Source organism: Haloarcula amylolytica JCM 13557, from assembly GCF_000336615.1.
GTDB lineage: Archaea > Halobacteriota > Halobacteria > Halobacteriales > Haloarculaceae > Haloarcula > Haloarcula amylolytica.
The window spans coordinates 90,711-115,835 of the sequence record NZ_AOLW01000010.1 but is presented as its reverse complement, the minus strand read 5'-3'; the positions used below and the strand labels follow the sequence as shown (position 1 = coordinate 115,835).

The 25,125-nt window shown below is 65.6% G+C and carries 27 protein-coding genes; 16 read left to right on the top strand and 11 right to left on the bottom strand.

Annotation, left to right across the window (positions count from 1 at the left end; genetic code table 11):
• Window positions 1-9 precede the first annotated feature (9 nt).
• Window positions 10-1,671 (bottom strand): aldehyde ferredoxin oxidoreductase family protein, encoded by a 1,662-nt coding sequence (locus C442_RS04150; RefSeq protein ID WP_008308071.1) that lies wholly within the window; start codon window positions 1,669-1,671, stop codon window positions 10-12.
• Between the two features lie 259 nt (window positions 1,672-1,930).
• Between C442_RS04150 and C442_RS04145 the strand changes: the two genes are divergently transcribed.
• From C442_RS04145 to C442_RS04120, 6 genes are read left to right on the top strand one after another with little or no spacing between them, the layout of a single operon-like run.
• Window positions 1,931-3,829, top strand: coding sequence for an ABC transporter substrate-binding protein (locus C442_RS04145; protein WP_008308069.1), 1,899 nt, complete (start codon window positions 1,931-1,933; stop codon window positions 3,827-3,829).
• A gap of 3 nt (window positions 3,830-3,832) precedes the next feature.
• A complete protein-coding gene (locus C442_RS04140) occupies window positions 3,833-4,786 on the top strand; it encodes an ABC transporter permease (RefSeq protein ID WP_008308066.1) in 954 nt (317 codons plus the stop codon).
• 3 nt (window positions 4,787-4,789) lie between these two features.
• Window positions 4,790-5,827, top strand: coding sequence for an ABC transporter permease (locus C442_RS04135; RefSeq protein WP_008308064.1), 1,038 nt, complete (start codon window positions 4,790-4,792; stop codon window positions 5,825-5,827).
• Complete coding sequence (locus tag C442_RS04130; protein ID WP_008308063.1) at window positions 5,827-7,005, top strand: ABC transporter ATP-binding protein; 1,179 nt, start codon at window positions 5,827-5,829, stop codon at window positions 7,003-7,005. The genes C442_RS04135 and C442_RS04130 overlap by 1 nt, the downstream gene beginning before the upstream one ends.
• Window positions 6,998-8,314: an ABC transporter ATP-binding protein gene (locus C442_RS04125; protein ID WP_008308062.1), complete on the top strand. Its 1,317-nt coding sequence runs from the start codon at window positions 6,998-7,000 to the stop codon at window positions 8,312-8,314. Before C442_RS04130 ends, C442_RS04125 begins: the two co-directional genes overlap by 8 nt.
• A gap of 42 nt (window positions 8,315-8,356) precedes the next feature.
• On the top strand, window positions 8,357-8,887 hold the full coding sequence (locus C442_RS04120) for a hypothetical protein (RefSeq protein WP_008308061.1): 531 nt from the start codon (window positions 8,357-8,359) through the stop codon (window positions 8,885-8,887).
• A 33-nt stretch (window positions 8,888-8,920) separates the two neighbouring features.
• Here C442_RS04120 and C442_RS04115 read toward each other — a convergent pair whose 3' ends face one another.
• Together C442_RS04115 and C442_RS04110 are read right to left on the bottom strand one after the other, a co-directional pair.
• Window positions 8,921-9,964, bottom strand: a complete 1,044-nt coding sequence (locus C442_RS04115) for a DUF4350 domain-containing protein (RefSeq protein ID WP_008308060.1) — start codon at window positions 9,962-9,964, stop codon at window positions 8,921-8,923.
• Entirely contained in the window at window positions 9,957-10,916 is a 960-nt protein-coding gene (locus tag C442_RS04110; protein ID WP_008308059.1) for a S49 family peptidase, read from the bottom strand. Before C442_RS04110 ends, C442_RS04115 begins: the two co-directional genes overlap by 8 nt.
• 127 nt (window positions 10,917-11,043) lie before the next feature.
• On the opposite strand from C442_RS04110, the gene C442_RS04105 reads away from it, so the two are divergent.
• The 4 genes from C442_RS04105 (at window position 11,044) to C442_RS04090 (ending at window position 14,224) form a co-directional block, all read left to right on the top strand.
• The gene (locus tag C442_RS04105; RefSeq protein ID WP_008308058.1) at window positions 11,044-11,928 is read left to right on the top strand and encodes an aldo/keto reductase; all 885 of its coding nucleotides are present in this window, start codon (window positions 11,044-11,046) and stop codon (window positions 11,926-11,928) included.
• Window positions 11,925-12,656: a class I SAM-dependent methyltransferase gene (locus tag C442_RS04100; RefSeq protein WP_049942812.1), complete on the top strand. Its 732-nt coding sequence runs from the start codon at window positions 11,925-11,927 to the stop codon at window positions 12,654-12,656. The genes C442_RS04105 and C442_RS04100 overlap by 4 nt, the downstream gene beginning before the upstream one ends.
• A 368-nt stretch (window positions 12,657-13,024) precedes the next feature.
• Entirely contained in the window at window positions 13,025-13,351 is a 327-nt protein-coding gene (locus C442_RS04095; RefSeq protein WP_008308055.1) for a cupin domain-containing protein, read from the top strand.
• A gap of 78 nt (window positions 13,352-13,429) precedes the next feature.
• The gene (locus C442_RS04090; protein ID WP_008308054.1) at window positions 13,430-14,224 is read left to right on the top strand and encodes an HpcH/HpaI aldolase family protein; all 795 of its coding nucleotides are present in this window, start codon (window positions 13,430-13,432) and stop codon (window positions 14,222-14,224) included.
• 25 nt (window positions 14,225-14,249) lie between these two features.
• Here C442_RS04090 and C442_RS04085 read toward each other — a convergent pair whose 3' ends face one another.
• Both C442_RS04085 and C442_RS04080 read right to left on the bottom strand, forming a co-directional pair.
• Window positions 14,250-15,269 carry a transcription initiation factor IIB gene (locus C442_RS04085; RefSeq protein ID WP_008308052.1) on the bottom strand — a complete coding sequence of 340 codons (1,020 nt, stop codon included), beginning with the start codon at window positions 15,267-15,269 and terminating at the stop codon, window positions 14,250-14,252.
• 218 nt (window positions 15,270-15,487) lie between these two features.
• The gene (locus C442_RS04080) at window positions 15,488-16,273 is read right to left on the bottom strand and encodes a helix-turn-helix domain-containing protein (RefSeq protein WP_008308050.1); all 786 of its coding nucleotides are present in this window, start codon (window positions 16,271-16,273) and stop codon (window positions 15,488-15,490) included.
• A gap of 95 nt (window positions 16,274-16,368) precedes the next feature.
• On the opposite strand from C442_RS04080, the gene C442_RS04075 reads away from it, so the two are divergent.
• Window positions 16,369-16,770, top strand: coding sequence for a hypothetical protein (locus tag C442_RS04075; RefSeq protein ID WP_008308049.1), 402 nt, complete (start codon window positions 16,369-16,371; stop codon window positions 16,768-16,770).
• A 64-nt stretch (window positions 16,771-16,834) separates the two neighbouring features.
• Here the strand turns inward: C442_RS04075 and C442_RS04070 are convergent, their stop codons facing one another.
• Window positions 16,835-17,797: a C-terminal binding protein gene (locus C442_RS04070; RefSeq protein WP_008308046.1), complete on the bottom strand. Its 963-nt coding sequence runs from the start codon at window positions 17,795-17,797 to the stop codon at window positions 16,835-16,837.
• A 164-nt stretch (window positions 17,798-17,961) separates the two neighbouring features.
• Between C442_RS04070 and C442_RS04065 the strand changes: the two genes are divergently transcribed.
• Complete coding sequence (locus tag C442_RS04065; protein WP_008308044.1) at window positions 17,962-18,234, top strand: ubiquitin-like small modifier protein 1; 273 nt, start codon at window positions 17,962-17,964, stop codon at window positions 18,232-18,234.
• 30 nt (window positions 18,235-18,264) lie between these two features.
• Here C442_RS04065 and C442_RS04060 read toward each other — a convergent pair whose 3' ends face one another.
• The gene (locus C442_RS04060) at window positions 18,265-18,666 is read right to left on the bottom strand and encodes a ubiquitin family protein (protein WP_008308042.1); all 402 of its coding nucleotides are present in this window, start codon (window positions 18,664-18,666) and stop codon (window positions 18,265-18,267) included.
• Between the two features lie 91 nt (window positions 18,667-18,757).
• Here C442_RS04060 and C442_RS04055 point away from each other — a divergent pair, with 91 nt between their 5' ends.
• The 3 genes from C442_RS04055 to C442_RS04045 all read left to right on the top strand — a co-directional run bounded on the left by C442_RS04055 (window position 18,758) and on the right by C442_RS04045 (window position 19,867).
• A complete protein-coding gene (locus tag C442_RS04055; protein WP_008308040.1) occupies window positions 18,758-19,126 on the top strand; it encodes a hypothetical protein in 369 nt (122 codons plus the stop codon).
• Window positions 19,127-19,233: 107 nt separating this feature from the next.
• Window positions 19,234-19,488 carry a hypothetical protein gene (locus tag C442_RS04050; RefSeq protein ID WP_004958362.1) on the top strand — a complete coding sequence of 85 codons (255 nt, stop codon included), beginning with the start codon at window positions 19,234-19,236 and terminating at the stop codon, window positions 19,486-19,488.
• A gap of 10 nt (window positions 19,489-19,498) precedes the next feature.
• Complete coding sequence (locus C442_RS04045) at window positions 19,499-19,867, top strand: hypothetical protein (protein ID WP_008308037.1); 369 nt, start codon at window positions 19,499-19,501, stop codon at window positions 19,865-19,867.
• On the opposite strand, the gene C442_RS04040 is transcribed toward C442_RS04045, so the two are convergent.
• Both C442_RS04040 and C442_RS04035 read right to left on the bottom strand, forming a co-directional pair.
• The gene (locus tag C442_RS04040) at window positions 19,851-20,216 is read right to left on the bottom strand and encodes a hypothetical protein (protein ID WP_008308036.1); all 366 of its coding nucleotides are present in this window, start codon (window positions 20,214-20,216) and stop codon (window positions 19,851-19,853) included. The genes C442_RS04045 and C442_RS04040 overlap by 17 nt on opposite strands.
• A gap of 36 nt (window positions 20,217-20,252) precedes the next feature.
• Window positions 20,253-22,199, bottom strand: a complete 1,947-nt coding sequence (locus C442_RS04035) for an aldehyde ferredoxin oxidoreductase family protein (protein WP_008308035.1) — start codon at window positions 22,197-22,199, stop codon at window positions 20,253-20,255.
• A gap of 258 nt (window positions 22,200-22,457) precedes the next feature.
• Here C442_RS04035 and C442_RS04030 point away from each other — a divergent pair, with 258 nt between their 5' ends.
• Complete coding sequence (locus tag C442_RS04030; protein ID WP_008308034.1) at window positions 22,458-23,048, top strand: 50S ribosomal protein L15e; 591 nt, start codon at window positions 22,458-22,460, stop codon at window positions 23,046-23,048.
• A gap of 307 nt (window positions 23,049-23,355) precedes the next feature.
• Here C442_RS04030 and C442_RS04025 read toward each other — a convergent pair whose 3' ends face one another.
• Window positions 23,356-24,381 carry a Brp/Blh family beta-carotene 15,15'-dioxygenase gene (locus C442_RS04025; protein ID WP_008308033.1) on the bottom strand — a complete coding sequence of 342 codons (1,026 nt, stop codon included), beginning with the start codon at window positions 24,379-24,381 and terminating at the stop codon, window positions 23,356-23,358.
• Window positions 24,378-25,103: a lycopene cyclase domain-containing protein gene (locus tag C442_RS04020; RefSeq protein ID WP_008308032.1), complete on the bottom strand. Its 726-nt coding sequence runs from the start codon at window positions 25,101-25,103 to the stop codon at window positions 24,378-24,380. Before C442_RS04020 ends, C442_RS04025 begins: the two co-directional genes overlap by 4 nt.
• Window positions 25,104-25,125 lie beyond the last annotated feature (22 nt).

Here is a 25,125-nt window from a genome sequence, read left to right as displayed (position 1 = left end):
GGGCGGGAACTAGACCGGCAATGTATTCTCGGGGACCGTGCCGTCGTCGGACCAGCCGCGCGCGTCGTAGTACTCGTCGAGCGCTGCCTCGAACGACGGGAGTTCGTAGGGGAGCGCGTCGTCCGTCCGGTCGAAGCCACGCTGGTTGTTGAAGTGGCGTTCGAGGGTCACGGTGCGAGCGCCAACGGCCAGCAGGTCCTCGAAATCGGCATCGAAGAGCTGTTCGTAGCGCTCGGGGGTCATGAAGTCCCGCGAGAACTTGCAGACGACGCCGCTGTCGTTCAGCGCCATCAGGTTCTCCCGCTCGACCAGCACGCCGGCTTTCCCGAGCGTCCCCTCCGGAGCCACCGCCTGTTCGTCGGGGACGAGCGGGTACTCGACGGAGTAGAACGTCGCGTACATGTGGTCCGCGCCGCGGTTGGCGACGGCGTAGGAGAGCCCCTGGCCGTGGAGGACACGGCCCTCGTGAGCCGCGAAGTCCATCCCCTTGACCGTCCAGTTCTCGACGCCGAGGTCGTCGTGGCAGCGGTCGATACCCTCCGCCAGCGTGTCGCCGATACCGTCGCGGTGGGCGATTTTCGCGACGGTCTCGTGAATCAACTCGGTATCGCCAAACGCGTCCTCGCTGTCGAGATACGCGGCGACGGTGTTGCCGGCGGAGATGGCGTCCATCCCGAGGCGGTCACAGAGTTCGTTGGACTGCATCACGTCCACGATGTCGTCGACGCCGGAGTTCGACCCGAACGCCATCGCCACCTCGAACTCGGGGCCTTCGGTTTCGACGCCGCGCTCCTCGTCCCGTGTCGGGAGCTTGCAAGCGAACGCACACGCCGAGCAGGTCCCCTTCTTGTACTTCTTCGATTCGACTGCGTCGCCGTTGATGCCCTCTACACCCGGGAACGACTGCTCGGAGAAGTAGTAGGACGGGAGCCCGTTGACCTCGTTGGCGAGGTCCATCACCGAGACGGTACCCTGCCGTTTCATGATGTGGTCCGCTGTGGCGGCTTCCCGGTGAATGTCCGTCTGTATCGGTGGAATCTCGATGTCCGGCGGGGAGTCGCCCGCGAACGTGAGTCCCTTGACGTTTTTCGCACCCATGACCGCGCCGAGGCCGCCGCGGCCGAACGCTCGTTCCCCGCTCGTCATGATGGACGCGAACCGAACCCGGTTCTCGCCGGCCGGGCCGATAACGGCCGTCTGGTCGGCCTCGATACCGTGTTCGGCGTCGAGGTACTCCAGCGTCTCGGGAACAGTCGCGCCGGCGAGGTCGGGGACGGCCTCGAACTCGACGCCGTCGTCCCGAACGTGGAGGATGACGAGTTCGTCGCTCTCGCCGGTGAGTTCGACAGCGCTGTACCCGGTATCGGCGAAGTTCCTGGACATGAACCCGCCGGCGTTCGAGGAGAGCAGCCCGTCAGTCAGCGGCGAGACGCCGGTACAGTTCATCCGGCCGGTGAAGCTCATCTGGGCGGCCTGCATCGGCCCCGTCGAGAACACCAGTCGGTTCTCCGATCCGAGCGGGTCAACGTCGAACGGGATCCGCTCGTGGGCGAGCCGCGTCCCGACACCGCGACCACCGAGGTACTGTTCGAGGATGCCGTCTATCTCCTCCGTGTTTGTCTCACCCGCTGACAGGTCGACTGTCAGTAGCGGCCCCGTTGAATGTATCATGATTGTTCCTTGACTAGCGATGATCTTATCGATTGTGCCATGGGCGACTGTTCAACTGAAGCCGTTCCCACCTCCATCAGGAAGCAATAAAACCCATAGTCGGTGTAATGGCGTTTTACCGTGGTTTCGGTCGCAGTTCATGAAATCATGTTTACACTATAAGTATGATCAACAATAACACATATCTTACCCTCCGAGGGATGTGTTCATGTCTCAAGATGCAGATGCCAGCGGAACGTCGACAGTATCGCGACGACGGATGCTTCAGACTACGGGTGCCGCCACACTGGCCGCACTCGCCGGCTGTAACACCGGTACCAACGACGGAGCCAGTAGCGGAGGCGGCGGTGGGGCCCCCGACCCGGTCCGTGAGCGCGTCGACGTCGATGTCGACGAGATTCAGGACGGGGGGACCCTCCGGTTCGGCCTCGGTGCCGGAATCGACTCCTTTGACCCGTCCTACAGCACCAGTGCGCCGGCAGGGAACGTCCACGGCCTCGTCTACGAGAGTATCATCACACAGGACGCCGCAGGCACCGTCTATCCCTGGCTAGCGAAGTCCTGGGAACGGGTGGACGTACAGGAAGTCGAGGACGGAGCCTACGAACCGTACATGGTGTCGGCTGATACGGACGACGACGGGAACCTCGTCGCCGACGATCAGATACTCATCCGGAATCAGGAGGCCGGTGAAGTTCTGACTGTCAACGAGGCCCCCGACGCCGTCGAAGACGGTACCTACGGCATCAAGTACCAGGCCAAACTCCACGAGGGCGTCAAATTCCACAACGGCGAGGAGATGACCGCCGAGAACGTCGCCCGGTCCTACGAGGTCGTCGAGAACTCCTCGATTTCGGCCCAGACGTTCGACTCGTTCCTCTACGCCGAGGTTGTTGATGACTACACGGTCAACATCTACGGGCAAGAGCCCGATGCGGAAGCCGACAACCAGCTCCCGGTCGACGTGTACCCGATGGAGCACATCGAGGAGTACCCAGACACGGGCGCGGACCCGCGCAACGACCACACCCCCATCGGGACGGGACCGTACCAGTTCGAATCCTACGAGACCGAGGAACGCGCCGAGTTCAGTTCCTTCGACGACTACTGGCTCGACGACCTCGGCCTCGACGCGCTGGAGTGGTGGGACGGCCCGGACGGCTTCCCGACGAGTCCGGTCGTCGACGAAGTCGTGGTCGCCATCGTGCAGGACAACGCGACCCGTGCCGCGGCGCTCAACAACGGCGAGATCGACCTCACCTACGGGCTCAACACCGGCACGTACGGCGAGTACCGGAGTGCCGAGGACTTCCGGCTCAGCGTGACTAATGCCGGCGCGTACAACTTCCTCCAGTACCCCGTCACCCAGTCACCGTGGGACGACCCGCGCATCCGCCGGGGCGTCAATCAGCTGATTCCCCGTGCCCAGATCGCCGAGAACATCTACAACGGGTATCGGAATCCGGCCTACACGCCGCTGCCTGAAATGGCCGCCAAAGCGGGGACGGTGGACTACGAGGCACTCACCGAGGAACTGCGCCCACAGACCGAGCAGAACACCGAGGCGGCGACCGAACTGCTGCAGGAGGCCGTCGACGACCGCGGCGTCGAGACGCCAATCGAGGCCACAATCGAGACGAACGCGACGGACGACCGCCTGCGCGAGGCCGAACTCATCGCGCAGGTGCTGAGCAACACGGAGTTTTTCGACATCAGCGTCGAGGACTTCGAGTTCACAACATTCATCCAGCGCATCCTCGGCTCCGAGTACTACCAGCAGGGCAACATCGTCCTCATCGGCCTCTCGGGGACGTTCAACCCCGGCAGTTTCTACGACGCCGTCAACTCCATCGACAACTTCGGCCAGTGCTGTAACTTCAACCGGATTGACACGCCGGAACTGGACGAAATCGCGACGGAGGCACGGTTCTCCGTCGAGGCCGTCGAAGACTCACAGTTCCGGGGCGAGCAGTACGACAAGGTGTGGCAGGGACTTATCGAGCAGGCCCCGAACAGCTACACTGTCTTCGGGACAAACGTGACGGCGCTGTCGACGGAGTACGTCGGCTACAACACGTACACGTTCTCCAGCAGCATCCTGCCCTACGGCCTCCACGCCCCAGAAGACCAGCAGGTCGCCTATCTGAACCGGGAGTAACCCATGGGCCTCAGACGCTTCATCGCAGTCCGGGTGCTCACGACCATCCCGATACTGTTCGGAGTCTCGGTGTTCACCTTCGCGATGGTCCACCTGACGCCAGGGGACCCGATCGACCAGTTAGTGGCGCTAAACCCCCAGATTTCGGCCGCCGAGGAGGCGGCGATACGCGCCAGATACGGGCTCGACGGCCCGGTGTGGCAGCAGTACTTCACCTGGATAACCAATGTCCTCCAGGGCGATTTCGGGACGGTCATCAACGTCGACCAGCCGGTCGGTCCGTACATTATGGACCGGTTACCACAGACTATCGCACTGGGCCTGTTCGGCTGGGTTATTGCCCTGCTCATCGCGATTCCGACCGGCATCTACGCCGCCGTGAACAAGGACACGCTGGGCGACGACCTCTCGCGGGTGTTCGCGCTGTCGGGCATCTCGCTGCCGAACTTCTGGCTCGGCCTGATGCTCATCCTCGTGTTCGCGCTCTGGCTCGACCTCTGGCCGGTGCTGGCTCCGAACAAACCGCTGTTCTCGCCGGCAATGCTGAAGTATCTCGTCCTCCCGGGCGTCACCATCGGGACGGCGTCGTCGGCCACGCTGATGCGGGTGATGCGGTCGTCGATGGCCGAGGAGATGAACAAGGAGTACGTCACGGCGGCCCGGGCGAAGGGGCTGCCCGAGCGGACGGTCGTGTTGAAACACGTCCTGCGGAACTCGCTCATCTCGGTGACCACCATCGCCGCGTTCCTGACGGCGAGTATCTTCGCCGGCGCTGTCGTCGTCGAATCAGTGTTCGCCTGGCCCGGTCTGGGGCGAGCCTTCGTCAAGGCGATCTCCGGCCGCGAAGTCGACCTCATCATGGCGATCACGCTGTTTACCGGTGTGACGATCATCCTGGCGAACCTGCTCGCAGACATTGTGTACGCGCTGTTAGACCCACGAATCCGCTACGACTGACCAATGAGTACTGAACGAGGACGCATACGCATAACGGGGTTCGACGCCGACCGCGTCGAGTCCCGCGAACCGCTATCCGACTGGACAGAGGAACGAGACACCGAAACCGAGAGTCGCTGGGAGCGCGCCTGGGGCGAGTTCCGTGACAACCGAAGCGCGATGCTCGGGCTCTATATTGTTGCCCTGATGGGAATCCTGGCTGTATTCGCACGCCCAGTGACAATCGCGGGCGTGACAGTCCAGCCCTTCTCGCTGGCCCCCTACGACCCGAGCGCGATTCTGTACGTGCAGGGTCTCGACGTGAGCGCGTACGAGGCCCCGTCGCTGGCCCATCCGTTCGGCACCGACGGCTCCGCCCGGGACGTGTTCTCCCGCGTGCTGTACGGCGGTCGGTTCAGCCTCTCGATTGGCTTCATCGTGGTCTCGATTACCGCCGCCATCGGGCTGGTGTACGGTGCCATTGCGGGCTACTACGGCGGCCGGATCGACGAAGTGATGATGCGGCTGCTCGACCTCATCTTCGCGTTCCCCGGCCTCCTGTTGGCGTTGATTATCGTCGCCGTGCTCGGCAAGGGGTACTGGGAGCTGGTGCTCGCGTTCACCGTGTTCGGCTGGGCCGGCTACGCCCGACTGATACGCGGTGAGATACTGAAGGTCAAGGAAAACGAGTACGTCATGGCCGCGAAGGCGCTGGGCGCGCGTGACCGTCGCGTCATCTTCAGACACGTCGTCCCCAACGCTATCGCGCCGCTGGTCGTTCAGGCCTCGCTCTCCATCGGGACGGTCGTCATCGGCGTGGCGGCGCTTGGCTTCCTCGGCCTCGGCCTCCCGCCCGGGTCCGCCGAGTGGGGGACGATGCTGGACGCAACCCGCGAGACCATCGTCCAGGGACCCGGCGGGACGATTCCCTGGTGGGTCACCGTGTTCCCCGGCGGCGCGATCTTCCTGTTCGTGATGTCGATGAACCTCATCGGTGACGGCATCAACGACGCGCTCAACGCGCAGGAAGGTACTGACGTAGCCACTGGAGGCGAGGTCTGATGTCACTGCTGGAAGTCGAAGACCTCACGGTGAACTTCTACACCGAGGAAGGCGTCGTCACCGCCGTCGACGACCTCTCCTTTCGCATCGACCGCGGCGAGAAGTTCGGCGTCGTCGGCGAGAGCGGCGCGGGCAAGAGCGTCACCGCGCTGTCAGTGATGCGCCTCATCGAGGAACCGGGCCGTATCGAGAGCGGGACGATCCGCTTTGACGGCCAGGACCTCATGGAACTGTCCGACTCAGCGGTGCGGGACGTGCGGGGCAACGACATCGCGATGATATTCCAGGACGCCCAGACCGCGCTGAACCCGGTGTACACCGTCGGTGAGCAGATTTCCGAGGCCATCCGGCACCACCTCGACTACAGCGACGCGGAGGCCCGGGACCGCACGATCCGGCTGCTCGACGACGTTGGCATCCCGGAGCCGGAAGCCAGATACGACGACTACCCCCACGAGTTCTCCGGCGGGATGCAACAGCGGGCCATCATCGCGATGGCGCTGTCCTGTGACCCCGAACTCCTCATCGCCGACGAGCCGACGACGGCGCTGGACGTGACCATCGAGGCGAAGATCCTGGACCGCCTCGACCGCCTCGCCGACGAATACGACACGGCCATTCAGCTCATCACCCACGACCTCGGCGTCATCGCGGAGATGTGCGACCGGGTGATGGTGATGTACGCCGGCCGCGCCGTCGAGAACGCCCCTGTCGAGGAGCTGTACTACGACCCGAAACACCCCTACACCGTCGGGCTGATGAGCGCCATCCCACGCATCGGCGACCGGCAGGACCGGCTCCAGACGATTCCCGGGACGATGCCGGACCTCGTTGAGGTCCCCTCTGGCTGTAGCTTCCACCCGCGCTGTCCCTTCGCCGAGGAAGCCTGTACGCGCAAACAGCCGCCGCTCGTCGACCCCGAAACCGGCGACGGTGTCGGTCTGTCCGACCGCTCGGCGGCCTGTCTGGCCTACACCGGGGACCTCGATAGCGAACTGGACTACGAAGTCGAAGTGAAAGGGGGCCGGGGGAGTCCGCCCGACGATACCCAGCCCGACCCCCGCGGCGGGCGCACGGACACGGAACCACTCCAGGCCGACTCCGACCCGGTCGGTCTCGACACCGACCTGTTAGACCGCGATGGCCCAGACGACTCGGGAGGGCAACAGGATGGCTAAGACGGCCGATAGCCCGATCCTGGAGGTCGAGAACCTCACGAAATACTACGAGTCTGGCGGGACCATCGTTGACACCCTGCTGGGCCGGAGTCAGGAGGTGAAAGCCCTGGACGGCGTCGACCTGGAACTCTACCCCGGTGAGACGCTAGGTATCGTCGGCGAGTCCGGCTGTGGCAAGACGACGCTCGCCCAGACGCTGCTGCGGCTCATCGAACCCACGGCCGGCTCAGTCCGCTACAAGGGCGAGGACTTGACGGGGGCTTCTGACGACCGCCTGCGGGCGCTCCGGAAGGACATCCAGTACATCTTCCAGGACCCCTTCGCCAGCCTCAATCCGCGGCTGACGGTCGGCGACATCGTCGGCGAGCCGCTGGACATCCACGGGATCGCGGACGGTGAGGAGCGAACCGAGCGTGTCAAAGAGTTGCTTGAGACCGTCGGGCTGAGCCCGCGTCACACACACCGCTACCCCCACGAGTTCTCCGGTGGCCAGCGCCAGCGTATCGGCATCGCCCGCGCGCTCGCCGTCGAACCCGAGGTCATCGTCTGTGACGAACCCGTCTCGGCGCTGGACGTGAGCGTGCAGGCCCAGATTCTGAACCTGCTTGCGGACCTGCAGTCGGAGTTCGGCCTCTCCTACGTCGTCATCGCCCACGACCTCTCTGTCGTCGAGCATATCTCCGACCGCGTGGGCGTCCTGTATCTCGGGGAGTTCGCCGAAGTCGGCCCAACCGAGGACGTGTTCCAGCCGCCGTATCACCCCTACGCCGAGGCGCTGCTGTCGGCCATTCCGGAGCCGGACCCCGGCTGGGAAGGGGACCGTATTTTCCTCTCCGGCGACGTTCCGTCGCCGCTGAACCCCCCGTCGGGCTGTCGGTTCCACACCCGCTGTCCGAAGGTCATCCAGCCCGAAGGCACCGACATGGCCCAGTCCGAGTGGCGGTCACTGATGGACCTGAAACAGCGGCTCCGCAAAGCCGACTCGCTCGAGGCCGTCACCGCCGTACAAGAGGGCGTCGAAGACGAAGACCTGAGTCAGCTCTCGCGGTCCGCACTCGAGACCCGGGTCCGCGCCGAGTTCGGCCTCCCGGACACGGTCGGCGACCGGGAGGCCGAGGACGTGCTCGCGGCGGTGCTCGACCACCTTCACGACGAGGCCTTCGAGGACGCGCTGGCGGCGATGAACGACGCCTTCAGCTCCCCCTGTGAGCGGACTGACCCCACGCTGTTCGGTGTCGGTGACGACCACCGCATCGCCTGCCTGTTGCACGACGACGAGCGGCCGGACACGCCGACGCGGACGGGGTAGCACCGAGCAACGCTTTTGCGCACGCCAGCCCACAATCCGACAATGCGTCGCATCTACGACTCGGGGGCGCTCCACCGCGACGACGAGGAGCCACAGGCACCCACCGAGCGCGGGGCGCAGCCACAGGCCGCACGCAGTATCGACGGCGGGGCCTGGAGCGACCGTCTGGTGCCGACGTGGCTCCGCTATCGCGCCGTCTCGGTCGACATCGAGGTGCCACAGACGGAGTATCCGCCGGGAACCGAGGTGCCGTTCGTCGTGACGATACAGAACGCGCTTCCGGTGCCGATAACGCTCCCGACGGACTCGCCGCGGCCGTGGACGTGGTACGTCAACGGAGTGCCCGAGGCATCTCACGTCGACAGCGTGCCCAGCGGGAACGGCAGTCTCCGGTTCGACCGCGGCGAGCGGAAGCAGTTCAGACGTCGGTGGGACCGGATGTTCCGGGTCAGCGACGACGAGTGGGAGCCTGCATCGGCCGGGGAGTACACTATCGGCGCCGGGCTGAGCGTGGCCGACGCTGGCGAGCGTGGCCTGTACAGCGAGACGACAGTCAGCATTCGCGATCAGTAACGACGCGAGCAATCGCGCACCGGACGACGCGGATCAGGATTCGGCAGGGATCGGCGCAGGTGTGGGAGTCGGCTCTGCCGGTGTTTCAGTCGGGGTTACAGCTTCCTCGTCTGTCCCGAAGCCGCCACCGAAGGCACCCCCGGCATTCGGGTCGGGTGCTTCACCGTCGAGCAGGAACGAAAGCAGGTTCCCGATGAACACCTCGTTGTCGGCGTCGTATATCTCGGAACTCCGGATGAACGTCGAGTCGGTGACAAACACCATGTTGTCGTTGCGGACGACTGTCGCGTACGTGCCGGTGCGGCGCGTCTCCAGCGTTCGGGTGCCCTCGGCAGCGGTGAACTTCGTCTCGGCATCGCCGTTCACCACCGCGTAGCCGGCGGTGTCGAACGTGATCGTCTCGACACCGTCGGTCAGTTCGCCGTCGTCGCTCGGCGACGCGTAGATGGCCTTGAAGTTGTTGTCGTTGGCCTCGTCGTCGACGTTGTACAGCTGTTCGGCACCCATCCGGACGCCGTATCGCTCGGTGGCGTTGTTGGCCCCGAACGACACCGTCGTCGTCGACTGGGTGAACCCGGTCGACAGGCGCGTCTGTGTCGGTTCGGCCAGGACGACGACACGCCCGCCGTCGTCCGTGTACTCCTGTAGCGCTTCGCGTTCCGCTTGCGAGTAGCTCCCGAGCGGTTGGACGATGAGCACACCGTCGTACTGGCCCAGTGAATCGGCGAACGAGGCGGTGCCGGACGTGCCGTACTCGATGCTGTGGCCCGCCTCGAACACCGCCTCGGTGATCGGTTCGAGTTCCGATTCGGACACCTGATTGCCGTGGCTCGTGTCGACGAGTATTCGCTTGTCACTCGCCTCGGAGTCGACCGATATTTCCCCGTCTTCGGGGTCGACAGGCGCGTTGACGGCGTCGGGCTGGTACTGCGACGGCGACTGGCCGTCGATCGACTGCCCGTCCGGCGGACCGGACGACCCCGGGTTAGCGACTGCGAGGAGGAACGTCCCGCCCAGTATCGCCACGAGAACGACGATAAACACGGCGAGCGGCTTGACGATACGGCCCTCAGTCATTGCGGATCACCGTTGCGTTGTTGTCCTCTTCAGGGATTCCCCAGACGGCGTAGTACTTCACCGGCTCCCGGAACGTCGTCTCGCTGTCGTCGGGATGGACGAGATAGGTCACGTTGTTCGCGCCCTGTACGGTTTCAGCGCCGGCAGGGACGATGATGGCGTTGAATTGGGCACCGCCGCTTCCCAGATACGCCACGTCGTACCCGTCGCCCTCGATGTCGTTCGAGAGCGCGGCGGCCCGCTCGATGGCCAGTTCGGAGTCACCGATGCGGTCGGCGAAGCCGTTCTCGGTCGCCTGTGCGCCGAGGTACGTGCCCCCGTTGGCGACTTCCTCGCGGGAGACCGCCAGTTGCTCGCCGCGGTGGCGCATGACCGTCCCGACGAAGGACCGCTGGAGCACCTCGATGTCCTCGCGGAGACCGTCCTTGCTTATCTGGGCCTTGTCCGGACCCGAGCGGACGAACGTCTCGCCCTGCTGTTCGGTCTGCTCGATGAGGCTCAGCGGGGCCTGGACGATGACGCCGATACTGCCGACGTTCGAACTCGGCTTGACCACGATCTCGTCGGCCGGAGCGATGCCGTAGTAGCCGCCCGAGGCGGCCGTGCCCTCGACGTAGGCGACGACGGGCATCTCGCTGGCGGTCCGGTTCACGGCGAGGTAGAACTCCTCGCTCGAGTCGACCGGCCCGCCGGGGCTGTCGACCCGGAGGACGACTGCCTCGATTGATCCGTTGTTCCGTGCTTCGCGGAGGTCCTGCGTGACGGCGTTGACGTTAGCGTCGGTTGTGCCGCCGCGAAGGGTGACGACGGCGACGCTCGGGTCGTCGTCGCCACCGCTTGGCACGCCGTTCCAGATGACCGGCGCGAATATCGCGGCGACGACGAGGGCGAGCGTGACTGCGATCACGTACGACGCCGTCATCGCCGAGAACAGTTGTTCTCTCCCAAACATCTATACATCCCGTTCGGACTGCGGGAGTAATAAACCCCGGTCGGCGTCCCCTGTCGCGGTCTGCCGCACTGGACAGGCTGAGAGAGCAGCGACCAACGGTTATTGGGCTCCGGGTCGTGCAACCGGTATGGAAACCCGAGCACTGGGCGACACTGGGCAGGAGAGCACGGTGCTGACGTTCGGCTCGATAGCACTCAACTGGCTCGAACAGGCGGGGGCGAACCAGCTGGTCGAACTTGTACTCGACCACGGCGTCAACCACTTCGACGTGGCACCGACCTACGGCGACGCGGAGCTGAAACTGGGGCCGAAGCTCCGTCAGTACCGCGAGGAGGTCTTCCTGGGCTGCAAGACCCAGGAGCGCGAGTACGAGGGGGCAGCCCGGAAGATCGACCGCTCGCTGAACCGCCTCGGCATCGACACCATCGACCTCTACCAGATTCACGGCCTGGAGTACGAGGAGGAACTGGACACGATCACCGCCGACGGCGGCGCGCTGGACGCGATACGCGAGGCGAAAGACGACGGGAAAATCGACCACATCGGGCTGACGAGCCACGGTGATCCCGAACTCATCCTCGACGCCATCGACCGCATCGACGACCTGGAGACGGTGATGTTCCCGCTGAATCCCGTCGTCGCCGGCAAGGACGGCGACGAGTACGACTACGAGGCCGTGCTGGAACGCTGCGAGGCGGAAGGCATCGGCACGCTGGGCATCAAGGCGTTCGCGAAGGGGTCGTGGCCGCCGACCGACGAACTGGCCGAGGCCGACCGCCCGTACGCGAACTGGTACGAGCCGGTCGACACGCCGGAGGGCATCCGCGAGCGGTTTGACTTCGCCGCCGCCCAGGGCCTCGATACCGTCGTCAGCCCCGGCGACCCGAAGCTCGTGGCGATGGTGCTCGACGCCGCCAGCCGCTCGGAGGGGATGGACGAGGCCCGCCAGCGCGCGCTCATCGAGGAGGCGCGCCACGACGACAGCCCGGTGCCCGAGCAACTGCACCACTGAGCGTGGACGGCGTTCCGGAGACGGTGACGGCCGCCCTCGCCGACCGGCAGGTCGAAGGCCAGGTCTGTCTTGAGGCGGGGGCCGGCGTCGGGAACACGACGGCCGGACTGCTGGCCGCGGGCGCGAAGCGGGTGTACGCGGTGACGAACGACGCCGACCACGCCGCAACGGTCCGCGAGCGCGTCGGGGACGGGAACGCCGACCGCCTCGTGGTCATCGAGGCCGACCTCCGGGCGACGCCGCTTGGGACCGGCAGCGTCGACCTCGTCACCGCCCACGGGCTCTGTAACGTCCTGCCGCCTGCCGACCTGGACGCCGTCGCGGCCGAACTGGCACGGGTGGCGAAACCCGGTGGGCGTCTCGTCGTCGACGACTACGCGGTGCCACCCACCGACGGGGCTGTCAACCGGCTGTTCGCGCTTGAGAACGCCGCCGCGCGGGTGGTCGACGGCCGGCCGGCGCTGACGTTCTACCCCGTCGCCGTGCTGGCTGCGGTGTTTGCCGATCACGGCTGGACTGTCGAACACCGAAAGACGCTGCTCGACCCCGTTCCCTGGACCGAGGCGCATCTGGACGCCCACGCCGACGTGGTGCGTGGATACGCAGACGAGCTTCCGGACGTGATTGGGGAACCGCTGGCCGCGATAGCTGCTGACCTCGTGTCTGCTATCGGCTCCGAGCGAACCGGGACGATGTACAGTCTCGCCTTCCGGCTAGTAGATGTGTGAGACGTTTGGAGACACTGCAGCGCGAGTGCGTAGTCTAACAGCCAGAAAGCCCCGGCTGGCTGAACTCGGGGGACTCGCTGCGGTCCTCGCTCGCTCCGCTCACTGTGGTCCTTACGTCGTCCGCCGTCGTTCAGCCAGCCGCCCCTTTCAGTCCCACCTCGTAGCTGTTTGGCCAGCCGGCAGGGATGGGACTGAAAGGGGCCGCGTTCTCAGCGAACCCCGACGACGCAAGCACCTACTGGAGCGCAGCGAGTCGCGGGAGCTGAGAACGCGGGGGCTTTCTGGTTGTTCAATCACGCAACCACACAAACAGATGCAACTTTTCCTAGCAACCGAACGGCTAAGGACGCCCCGGCCCACGGGCAAATATGACGCTCGACCGCTTGTCCGAGTTCGACGCCGAACCGGAAGAGGGCGAAGTCATCGACGGGGAACTGGCAGTGACCGACGACGTACTGGTGAAGGCGTTCGCGCTGGGGCCGGACGCGACAATCGACCCGCACGAACACGATGACGCGACGAACGTGTTCCACGTCGTCCGCGGCGAGGTGACGGTCCAGCAGGAGGAGAGAGAGGAAGCCATCGCCGCGCCGGGGGTCGTGCTGAACGAGCGGGGGCAGGCCCACGGCGCGCACAATCACACCGATGGCGTCGTCGTGCTGACCGCGAGCCTCTGTCCGCTGCCGGGACAGTAAGGGGCCGCTGTCGGGATACCAGAACTGACCGGCCGTTTCCGCACCACGCTTATCGGTGTTGCAGTTCACTGACAAGACATGGCCGAACCACTGCCGACGAACGGACTCCGCAAGACAGTCGATAGCGGCGGCGTCGCGCTGGGCGTCCTCGATAACACATACAGCCCGACACTGGTAGAGTTCTACGGCGACCTCGGGGTCGATTTCATCTGGCTCGACTTCGAGCACGGCGGGCCGGACCCGTGGGACGCGGCGACAGTCGAGAACCTCCTGCGGGCGGCCGACGGCACCGGGACGGAGCTACTGGTCCGCCTGCCGGATACATCCCCGACGCTGGTGCGGAAGGCGCTGGACCTGGGGGTCAAGAACGTCTTCCTGCCGCGGGTCGAAACTGCCGAGGAGGTGCGCGAAGCGGTTAAATCCGGCCGGTTCCGGTACGACGGCGACCCGGGCGACCGGGGACTGGCAGCGCCCCGAGCGCGCCGCTGGGGCCTGGGCGAGAACTACATCGAGGCCTCGGACGAGGAGACGCTGGTCGGGACCACAATCGAGACGAAGGAGGCCGTCGACAATATTGACGCGATTCTGGACGTACCTGAACTCGGTTTCGTGTTCATCGGGCCGTTCGACCTGTCGGTGTCGCTCGGTTATCCCGGCGAAATCGAGCATCCGGAGGTGCAGGAGGCGGTGGAGACGGTCCGCTCGGCGGCAGTGGAAGCGGACGTCACCGTCGGCGGTCTCGGGTTCGGGATGGACGACGTGAACGAGAAGGCCGAGTCGGGGTACCAGATACTGCACGTCGGGAGCACGACCGGCGCGATAGAGAGCGTCGTCCGCGGATGGCTGGACGATTTCGAGGGACAGCGGGGCTAAGAGAAGATTGGGGTTCCGTGACGGCTTAGGCGCTTGCGCCGGACTCGGCACCGCTCGTCGCGTCGACGGCGCTGTCGTCGAGTTCCGCCTCGGCTTCCAGCAGTTCGCGGTAGCGCTCGCGGATGGTCACGGTGCTGATGTCGGTGGCCTCGCTGACGGTTTCCTGGGTCATCTCCTCGCCCAGTAGCAGGCCGGCGGCGTAGATGGCCGCGGCGGCGAGGCCGACGGGGCTCTTGCCGCTGTGGACGTTCGCTTCCTTCCCCGCCTCGATGAGGGCGCGGGCCTGGCGTTCGAGGGCGTCGTCGGCGTCGAGTTCCGAGATGAACTTGCTGAGGTAGGTCGCGGGGTCCGGCGGGCCGACCTGCAAGGAGAGTTCCCGGTTGAGATAGCGGTACGCACGGGTGAACTCCATCTCATCGACGCGGCTGACGACGGCCATATCGTCGAGCGTCTGCGGGAGGTTCGACTGTCTGATTGCGGCGTACAGCGCGGCAGTCGCCATCCCTTCGATGGAGCGGCCGGGAAGCATCCCCTCATCGAGGGCGCGGCGGTAGATGACGCTGGCCGTCTCGCGGGCGCTCTCGGGGACGCCGAGGGCGCTCCCCATCCGGTCGATCTCGCCCAGCGCCTGCTTGAGGTTTCGCTCGGCGTGGTCGCGGGTTCGGAACCGCTCGTCCCAGGTCCGCAGGCGCTGCATCTTCTCGCGCTGGCGCGTCGACAGGGAGTTGCCGTAGGCGTCCTTGTTCTGCCAGCCGATGTTGGTCGAGAGGCCCTTGTCGTGTTTCATCTCCGTCGTCGGGGCACCGACGCGGCGCTTGTTGTCGCGCTCCTGGCTGTCGAAGGCGCGCCACTCCGGTCCGTGGTCAATCTCGTCCTCGTCGACGACGAGGCCGCAGGATTCACAGACCGTCTCGCCGCGACTGTCGTCGGTGACGAGGCTCCCGCCACAGTCCGGGCAGGCGTGGCCGGTGCTCGCCTCGGACTCGGCCTGTTCGTCCACACTGTCACCGCGTTCGTCGGGGGAATAGATGCTGCGTGTCGTCATAGTGTGCCTCTGCGAGCGCGTGGGACGCCCGCGGTCGTACCCAATTATAGGGGTGCATCCCCCATGACGACTCGTTTGGCACACGCCGAACTTTGGACAGTCGGTGAGTATGTGTGAGATGTTCTACTGCAGTCCGGGACTCTGTTCCCGCTCTGAACCGCTGTGGACGGGGTGATACGCCCCGGTCCGATTCAGGAGCCAGAATGTGACGGCGACGACTACACGCCGGAGCGACCGATGCGGAGCCGTCCGCCCTCGGCGACGTCTTCGTCGGCCTGAACCGGCCCCATCGACCGCGTGACGAACGACCGGACGATCCACGCTTCGGCCCGCTGGAGGCGGTACTGGAGCGTCGACCGCGACACGTCGAGCGTCTCGGCGAGGTCGGTGAGCGAAGTGTCCCGCGGCGTCCGGTAGTAGCCGTGTTCGACGGCAGCCTCGACGGCGGCCTGTTGCTCCGGCGGGAGCTCCGCCAGTGTCACGGCCTCGTCGACCCAGTACGAGGGCGAGCTAAGCTGCCGGAACTCGACGGTGAGCCCCTCGCGGAGCTCGGATTCCATCTCCTCGAACAGCCCGTCGACGCCGGCGTCGCTGCACAGGAGCAGCCGCCACTCACACCGGCTCCCACGGCGTTCGGTCTCGACGAGGACGCCGCGGCCGACGTGGTCGATGGCCAGCCGCGGAATCGAGTGACAGTCACCCGCTTCGGACCGGTAGCTGTACACCGTCCGGGCCCCGGGGTCCGAGCCGATGACCTCGTACGTCCAGTCGGTCTTGCAGTTGCGGGTCCCGATGCACTCGGTACACTGGACCGGGTCGTCGTACACGTCGTCAAGCTGTTCGAGGGCGGTCTCCGGGCCGGCGACCCGTTCGAGCCGCCACATCCCGTCTCGCGTGACGTTGCACGCGATAGTCCGGGAGTGGGTCTCCGGGTAGTCGATGAACACGTCCATCACGGGGTCGACGTTCCGCTCGTAGTCGATAGTGAAGATGAACTCTCGCATATACGTCCCGTTGCGCGTCGAGCGGCTTATACGCACTGTCTCATTCGGCGTATGCCAAACAAGCCGTGATTAACACGCAAGGCCACCGATAGAGTATGTCGTGTCCTCTCTCCTCATCTACTGGCGAGTCGCCCGGTGGCCCGGTCACCGGCGGCACGCCGGACGACTCTTCGTCACGCATTCGCGGATACGAACTGCCGGCACACAACTGGCGACACACCGTCCTCTACGGGGTGGTGTCTTGGGCGGTCGTGGCCGCTGCGTGGCTCGCCGTCCCGGCCGGCCACCCCTTCCAGTTGGGCGTCACGCTTTCGGGACTGTTTGCGGCCCCGCTATTGCCGGTCGCGCTCTGCTGTGATTACCGGCAGGCCAGGCGCGTCGGGACGTGTGACCCCGGGCTTCGCGCGTATCTCTCGAACCTCGTCCGAGATATCAAGACAGCAGTCACGGGTCAGAGCGCCCTCGGCGACCAGCGTCGGGAGTTCATCCGCTGCTGAGCGCGGTCACGCCACTCGCCGACAACCGTTTCGACGGTGTTAGCGGTCAACCCTGGCCGTATATTTACAGCCAGTCCGTCTCGGGGTCGATCCGGTTCGGTGGCGTCTCACCGGCCAGCGCGGCCTCGACGTTCGCAGCGACGGCGGCGTTGAGGTCGTCGCGAGCTTCCTCGGAGTACCACGCCGCGTGTGGCGTGACGATACAGTTGTCGAGGCCGACCAGCGGATGGGCAGCCGTCGGCGGCTCTTCGCCCAGTACGTCGAGGCCGGCGGCCGCAATCGTCCCGTCGTCCAACGCCGCCCGAAGCGCTCTCTCGTCGACGAGGCCGCCGCGGCCGGTGTTGACGAGGACGGCGTGGTCGCGCATCGCCGCGAGCGCGTCAGCGTCTATCATCTCCGCCGTGCTCTCGGTCAACGGCGCGTGGAGGGAGACGTAGTCGGCCCGCTCGTATAGCGTCCCCAGCGTGACTTTCTCGACATCGGCTTCGGCCATCTCCTCGGCGTCGACGTACGGGTCGTACGCGATGACGTCGATGTCGAACCCTCGCAGTTGGTCGCGCACTCGCCGCGCGATGGGGCCGAAGGAGACGAGGCCGAGCGTCCGGTCGCGGACGCGATGGACCGGGCGGGTCCGCTCCCAGCCCCACCCGCCGTCGCGAACATCGCGGTCGTAGGCCGTGAGCGTCCGAACGCAGTCGAGCAGGAGCGTCACCGTGTGGGTCGCGACCTCGTCCGTGCAGTACTCAGGGACGTTCGTGACGGTCACGCCGTTGTCCGCCGCCGCGGACACGTCGATGTTGTCGATACCGACACCCGCTCGCGCGACGATCTGAAGGTCGTCCAGCGCGTCGAGCACCGCGGCGGTGACCGGCGTGTTCACGTCCACGACGAGCGCCGCTGCACCGGCGGCAGCGTCCCGGACCGCGTCCTCGTCATCTGTCTCCGCGACGACGACATCGGCGTCGAGTTCCGCCCGCAGTCGGTCGACAGCTATCATCGGGTCATCGCTTGCGACCACACGTTCCATACGCGGAGTCATGGGCTGGGACGCTAAAACGGGTCGAAGTCGTTCCCATCGGATAGGAATTCGAGGTCCATGATCGATTGAATACAACGAATAAATCAGTTGCTCGTTCGATTCACGCGGTCCGAGCGCTGTGATTTAAGCCACTCGACCGCCAACCCAGCGGTATGCAAATCGAGCTGCGGTTTTTCGCCAACTTCCGGGAAGCCGTGGGGCAGAAAACGGTTCAGCGTGAGTACGAGAGCGGCCTCCAGGCGGGTGACGTGCTCCGGCAGCTCTCCGAGGAGTACACCGAGATGGACCTGTTCGAGGACGGCGAACTGCGGGAGTACCTGACGATTCTCCGGAACGGAACGGATATTGCCCATCTCGACGGGCTGGAGACCGCGCTGGAGGACGGGGACGAGCTCAGCGTGTTCCCGCCAGTCGCCGGGGGGTAGCTCGGTCCGGCGGAGCAGGCGGGACTCGAATCAGCAGCAGAAGATGAACGGGAACATCAGCCCGACGCGGTCGCCGGCTTCCAGTTCCGTATCCAGTCCGTCGAGGTGTTCGTTGAACTCGCCGTTGACCGTCACTCGCGCGTAGCATCTGGTCTGCTCGCCTTCGGGGTTTTTCGCCCAGTCGCCCGGCAGGTCCGCCATCTCCGGGGCCCAGCCCTCGGTGGTGGCGTCAGCTTCGGTTTCCGCGATGAGCATGTCGCTCACGTCGTACTCCCGGAAGAACGCGTCGAGGAAGTCACGCAGCGTGTCCCCTTCGAACGTGTACGACAGCGACGGTTCGCCGACGACCCGGCGAACGTGGCCGGTACACCTGACCTCGACAGTGGTCAGGTCCGGTGCCGACGACTGTCGCTCTACTGTCTCACTGCTCATATGTATTCTACAGCCCGCCGACACAAAGCAGTAGATGCGAACATGTTCGCCTATCGCTGGGATTTATTGGCCGCGAACTCTGTGTGGCGATATGGACGACATCGAACTGGGGATTCCGTCCGGGATTGTCGACTCGCTGCCGCCGGACAGCGAGGACACGAAACGCGACATGGAGCAGGCCGTCGGTGGCTGGGAGCGGGAACTCAACGCGGCCCTCGATTCCGAGGAGCCGGCCAGCGCCGTCGTCGACCACATCGAGCAGTTCGAGAGTCGGTGGGAGGCCTACGACGAGTACGTCGTCGAACTCCGGGCCTGGGGCCAGTCCCCCATCTACGCGATGGCCTGGCGCGACCTCCACGCCGCCGTCATCGCTCAGATTTACGACCACGCCGACCTAGACGAGCGCATCAACCGCGAGCGAAACGCCCGCATCGTCGACGACGGCATCCGGCCAGGATAGAGGGTATCCGTCCGGGAGAGGTGGAGCCATCCGGGATAGCGCTGTTGTGGCAAACGAGCGCCGGACCGCCGATAGGTTTAGACGACCGCACCCGTAACGACCACGTAATGGAGCGTGAACGGAGTTTTCGCGGCATCTCGGTGCGGGCTGCTATCGGCTATCTGGAGAACCTCGGCGGCGAGCAACGCGGCGAAGCGACCGTCGAAGGCGACGGCTGGGCGGCGACACTCTCGGAGGAGAAAGTCGCTATCGGGCCGAGCCTCCAGCTCAACGAGGTGACGATCCAGTTCGACGGCGACCCGGAGACGCTAGAGCCGCTCATCGAGAAGTTCGCACAGAAAGCGATGCGGGCGGGCGGCTGACCGGGGCGCGATGGCCGACCCGTCGTATCCCATCGAGGGGCAGATCGTCCTGCTGGCCGGTACGCAGGCCAGCGTCCCGCTCGATCGACTCCCCGACCTGCTCGGAAAGGTACAGACGTATCTCCGGGCGAACCGGGCGACCTACGACAGGGAGTACGAGCGCATCAGCGGCCCCAGAGAGGCCGATTACGTCTGCGCCGAGTCGGGCCACTGGGACAGTATCGGCACGGAACTCGGACTGAGCGACCGCGAGCGGGACGCGGTTCGGCGGGCCCACGCCACCCAGTTCGAGCGCGACGGCCGGCGGCTGGACAGAAGCGAGGAGTTCGAGACGACGCTGGAAATTAGAGACGTGCTAGCGGTCAGTTCCGAACCGTAATCGTCTCCAGCACGCGCTGGGAGAAGTCCGTCTCCGAGAGGTCGCCGTTTTCGAGGTCGTCGATCCATTCGCTGTCGACCGACCACTCGCCGAGTACGGTGTCGTCGAGGTCCGTCACGGTCGCCTCGATGTCGACCCCGGACCAGTCATCGGCGTGCAGATCCCGGAAGACGTTGATGACGCGGCCGATTTCCCGGTGGGGGATGACAGCCGCCTCGTCGGCCGAAATCGATTCGTAGGTGAGCCGGTACGTCTCGCCCTCGTCGTCGAACTCGGTGACGTAGACGCCGTGGCTGGTCAGTCGGGACTCTACCTGGAATTCGAAGTCGTCGATATCTTCCTTGCGCATTAGAGAACTGAAGTGTGTTCGGCGGTCAGTGCGAATTCAGTCGTCGCTCGGGGCCGCCGCGCCGCCGGAGCTGACGCCGGTTCCGGGGCCGATGTCGATGCCAAGTTCGTCGAGTTTCTCGTCGGGCACGACGCCGTCCTCCCAGTCACGCACCTCGTAGTACTCGTCTTTCATCTTCGAGAGCTCCGCGAGTTCCCCCTCGGAGCCGCCCTGTGCCGGCATCGCGTGCTCGTCGCCCTCGACGAACCGGTTGGGCAGGTCGTCGTCGGCTCCGTCGAAGCCGGCGAGGTTGTTGTAGTACCGTTCGAGGTTGTAGATGCGCTCGCCGGCTTCCATCAGTTCCTCCTCGCTCACGTCCAGCCCGGTCATGCCGTTGTACTGCAGGACGTACTCCTCGATACCTTCCGCGAAGGCGTTGAACTTGCAGATGTCGAAGGAGTCGCTGATGGCGTGGAGGTCCTGGAAGGTGGCACACAGTTCGCCTTTGCCCTCCCACTCTCGCGGATTGACCTTCTCTGGGATACCCAGGATTTCGGCTGCCGGCGTGTAGCCGCGCAGGTGACACGCCCCGCGGTTCGAGGTCGCGTACCCGATTGCCATTCCCTTCATGCACCGCGGGTCGTAGGCGGCCATGGTCTGGCCCTTGACAGCGAGAGAGTTGGTGTGGGCGTCGAACTCCTCGGCGAGGTGGTCCGGCCCCTCGGCGAGGTGGTCCGCGAGTTCCGTCTCGCGGTTGGCGATCATCTCGATCATGTCGATCATCGTGTCGGCGTCGCCCCAGTCCAGGCCGTCGCCGAGCTCGTCGAGCTTGCCCTCCTCGGTCATCTCCATCGCCATCGCCATGGTGTTGCCAACGTCGATGGTGTCGACGCCGACGTCGTTACACCGTTCGAGCATCACGGCGATCTTGTCGCGCTCGACGTGGCCGGAGTTCGGACCGAGCGCCCACGCGGACTCGTACTCGTAGGACTCCGTGCGGACGTTCATCTCCTCGCCCTTGTGCATCGCCTGCACCTCGACTTCCTTCTTGCAGGCGACCGGACAGGAGTGACAGGTCGGCTCGTCGACCAGGATGTTCTCCCGGACGTTTTCGCCGCTCACCTTCTCGGAGTCGATGATGCGTTCGCCGTCGCCCTCCGACTCGGACATCGATCGCGTCGAGGAGTACTTCGCGTTTTTCGTCGGGAGGCCGTCCATCTCCTCGGTGAGGTTCATCAGGACGTTCGTGCCGTACATCGAGAGGCCGCCCTCGTTGGGCGCGGTCACGTCGGACTCCTGAATGACCTGCATCGCCTGCTTGTGACCCTCCTGGAACGTCTCCTGGTCCTTCGGCTTGGGCATCCGGGTGCTGGACTTGACGACGACAGCCTTGAGGTTCTTGTTGCCCATCACGCAGCCGGTGCCGCCGCGGCCCGACGCGCGGTCGTCCTCGTTGATGATACAGGCGTACTTGACCTCGTTTTCACCGCCCTGTCCGATGGCCATCACCGAGAGGTTCTTGCCCAGCGAGCCGCCCTCGATTTCGCCTTCGAGGTCGTCGATGGTGTCGTGGACGCCCTGCCCCCAGAGGTGCGAGGCGTCGCGCAGTTCCACTTCGCCGTCTTCGACGAGCGCATACACCGGCTCGTCGGCCTGGCCCTCGAACAGCAGTCCGTCGAAGCCCGACCATTTCAGCCGCGCTCCGGACCAGCCGCCGTGGTGGGAGTCAGTGACCGTCCCCGTCAGCGGCGACTTCGTACAGATGGCGATCCGGCCGCTCATCGTCACCTGTGTCCCCGTCAGCGGCCCGTTCATGAACGCCAGCAGGTTATCCGGACCCAGCGGGTCCACGTCCGGTCCCTGATCGAAGACGTACTTCACGCCGAGCCCGCGTGCACCGATGTACTTTTTCGCGTCTTCCTCGTCGATACCTTCGTAGGCTACGTCCCCGTCCCCGAGGTCGATTCGCGCCACATGGTCCTGAAAGCCACCAAGGTCTGTCATGGTAATACATGACTCTCCGGCTGGGAACAACTTAACGATTTGTGTTGCTAAACCACAGATATCCGACGTTTTCAGCGGTCGCGTCCCTGCGTGAGCGGGTCACATCCGCGAGTCTGGTCCGAACCGTTTAAGGCTCCGAACGGCAAACTCCGGGTAACTCGCTGGACGACGGGCACCAGCGGGCACCTGCGTGTGCAGGTCGGGATGTGAGTCGCGTCGAGCGCGACTTGAACCACGCAACGCCCGTGGTGAATACATATGGCACGAAGCGCATATTCGTACATTCGAGACGCCTGGAAGAACCCGGGCGACGGACAGCTCGCAGAACTACAGTGGCAGCGCCAGCAGGAGTGGCGCGACGAGGGGGCCGTCGAGCGCATCGAGCGCCCGACCCGCCTCGACAAGGCCCGCTCGCAGGGCTACAAGGCGAAACAGGGCGTCGTCGTCGCCCGCGTCTCCGTCCGCAAGGGCGGCGCACGCAAGCGCCGACACAAGGCCGGCCGTCGGTCCAAGCGCCAGGGCGTCACGCGCATCACCCGCCGGAAGGACATCCAGCGCGTCGCCGAGGAACGCGCCTCCCGCACCTTCCCGAACCTGCGCGTGCTCAACAGCTACTCCGTCGGCCAGGACGGCCGCCAGAAGTGGCACGAAGTCATCCTCATCGACCCGAACCACCCGGCCATCCAGAACGACGACGACCTGTCGTGGATCTGCGCCGACGACCAGGCCGACCGCGTCTTCCGCGGTCTGACCGGTGCCGGCCGCCGCAACCGCGGCCTCAGCGGCAAGGGCAAGGGGAGCGAGAAGACCCGCCCGTCGCTGCGCAGCAACCGCGGCAAGGGCAAGTAACCCACCTTTTTCCGCCTCGGGTGCGCGAAGCGCACCACTCGGCGCAAAAACGTGGTCCTCGTGAGCGAAGCGAGCGAGGTGGTTCGAGACGGCATTGCCGTCTCGTCATGCCGGAAATCTTCGATTTCCGAGCAGCTCGAAAGACGAGCGAGCAACGCGAGTCTTTCGGTGGCGAAAAAGGCCGAACGCTCGCTCCACTCGCGTTCGGTGAACCGCGCTTGCTTCGCTCGCGCGGATGCCCCTCCGTGATTTTCGACTTCAATTCTTCCAGACATCCGGCCCTAGCGCCATCTATAGAGGTAGCCGACTACACCCAGACGCCCTGTTGGCGGTCCATGATACTGACAACGACGACGTGTGGCAGCGTGACGACGGCGATGAACACCAGATACAGCGCGACCCATTCCGGAACCGACCCGGGCGGGTTCGGGACCAGGAAGTACAGCCCGCCGAGCAGGGCGAGCGAGGCGACGGTCAGGGGTGCGGCGTCGCGGGCGAACCGCGCCAGGGCGGCCGTCGGATCGCGGTTTTCGAGCGCGGCGGTAGCGTCGTCGTCGACCAGCAGCAGGCGGGCGACGTGGCGCAGCGAGTGCCAGAGACAGAAGTAGACGCCGATGGCAAGCACCGGCGGCACGAGGGCGAAGTAGGCAAGGAGTCCCAGCGTCTCACCGGCGTCGAGCAGCCACGGGCGTCGGGCGTCGGCGCGGGTGAACCCGACCGCCAGCGTTGCCACGACGAGCGCGCCGTAGGCGATTGCGAGCGCGGTTCGAACGTCCGTCCGGAACGCCCAGCCGATAGCGGCCACGGCGTCGGGCGCGAACAGCGATACCAGATCCGTCGCCACGCGGCGGTACCAGTCGGGGAAGGCGAGCAACGGGACCAGCATCGGCAGGCCGCCGCGGACGAGGACGGTCCCGACCCGCTGTGGGAGCGACCGGAGGTGATCGGCGTCGGCCAGCGCGCGCAGCGCGTACAGGTCGCCCTGGCCCCAGTGGAACCACGTCACGGCGATGAAGAGGACAAACGCCGCCGCGGGCGCGAGGAACCAGGCGGCTGCGTAGGCTCCGCCGACGACGCCGTAGAGCGCGAACACGCGGGCGATAGCCCGCCAGTCCGGGCGCTCGCCGCGGGTGCGTGCGACCGCGAGGTGGTCGACCGCGCCGTGGGGGAGGCCGAGCAGAACGGCACTGACGACCAGCGGGGCGTACTGGAGCGCGGGCGGTATCGAGACCCCGGCGAGGAACGGAGCAACGACGGCGAGGCTGGCAACCCAGCCGGGGACCAGCGCGACCCGGTAGAGAACCGACGGCTCGACGGTGGTGCGGCGGCTCATTCCCATCTGTCCCGAAGCCAGACGTAGAGCACGACCCCCTGCACGACGAACAGCGTCGTCAGGAAGAAGAACACCGCCTCCTCGATGGGCAGGTCGAGCAGGGGAATCGTGTAGCCGGTCGTGTACTGTTTCGAGAGGGTCCAGACGCCGAGTCGGATGGCGACGCTGTCGATACCACAGAGATAGGCCGTCGGGACCAGTGTCGCGCCGCCGACGGTCCGCCACTTGCCGACGAGGAAGTGCCACCCGAACAGCCACTGGATGGCGAGAATCGGCCCGCTCCAGACCAGCAGGGACCCGAGGTACAGTCCCGAGTCGGAGCGCAGGAGCGCGAGGCCGGACAGAACGACGACGAGCGCGGCGGCGAGTCCGACGAGTCGCGTTCGCATCGGCGTGGTCAGTGGGCGCTCCGTGTCCACCCGAAACCGGGCCACCCACAGCCCGACCATCGCGGTCTGCAGGACGAAAAAGAGGTACTCGCCGAGGGGTATCGACCAGAACCGCGCCAGCACGGTGCCGTCGCCGTACCACCAGACGCCGCGCCGGATGAGCGCGCCGTCCCACGGCGTCGTGTAGACGAGGGCCAGTCCTGCGAGGATTGCCGTCCCCGTGAGTACGTCCCGGCGGCTCCCGAGGCGGTAGGTAGCTGTCAGTGCCAATCCAGCCACGACCGGCACCACGAACAGGGCGTGGAACTGGAGATACGTGAGCGTGGGCAACATTAGTTCAGGTACAACAGGGAGC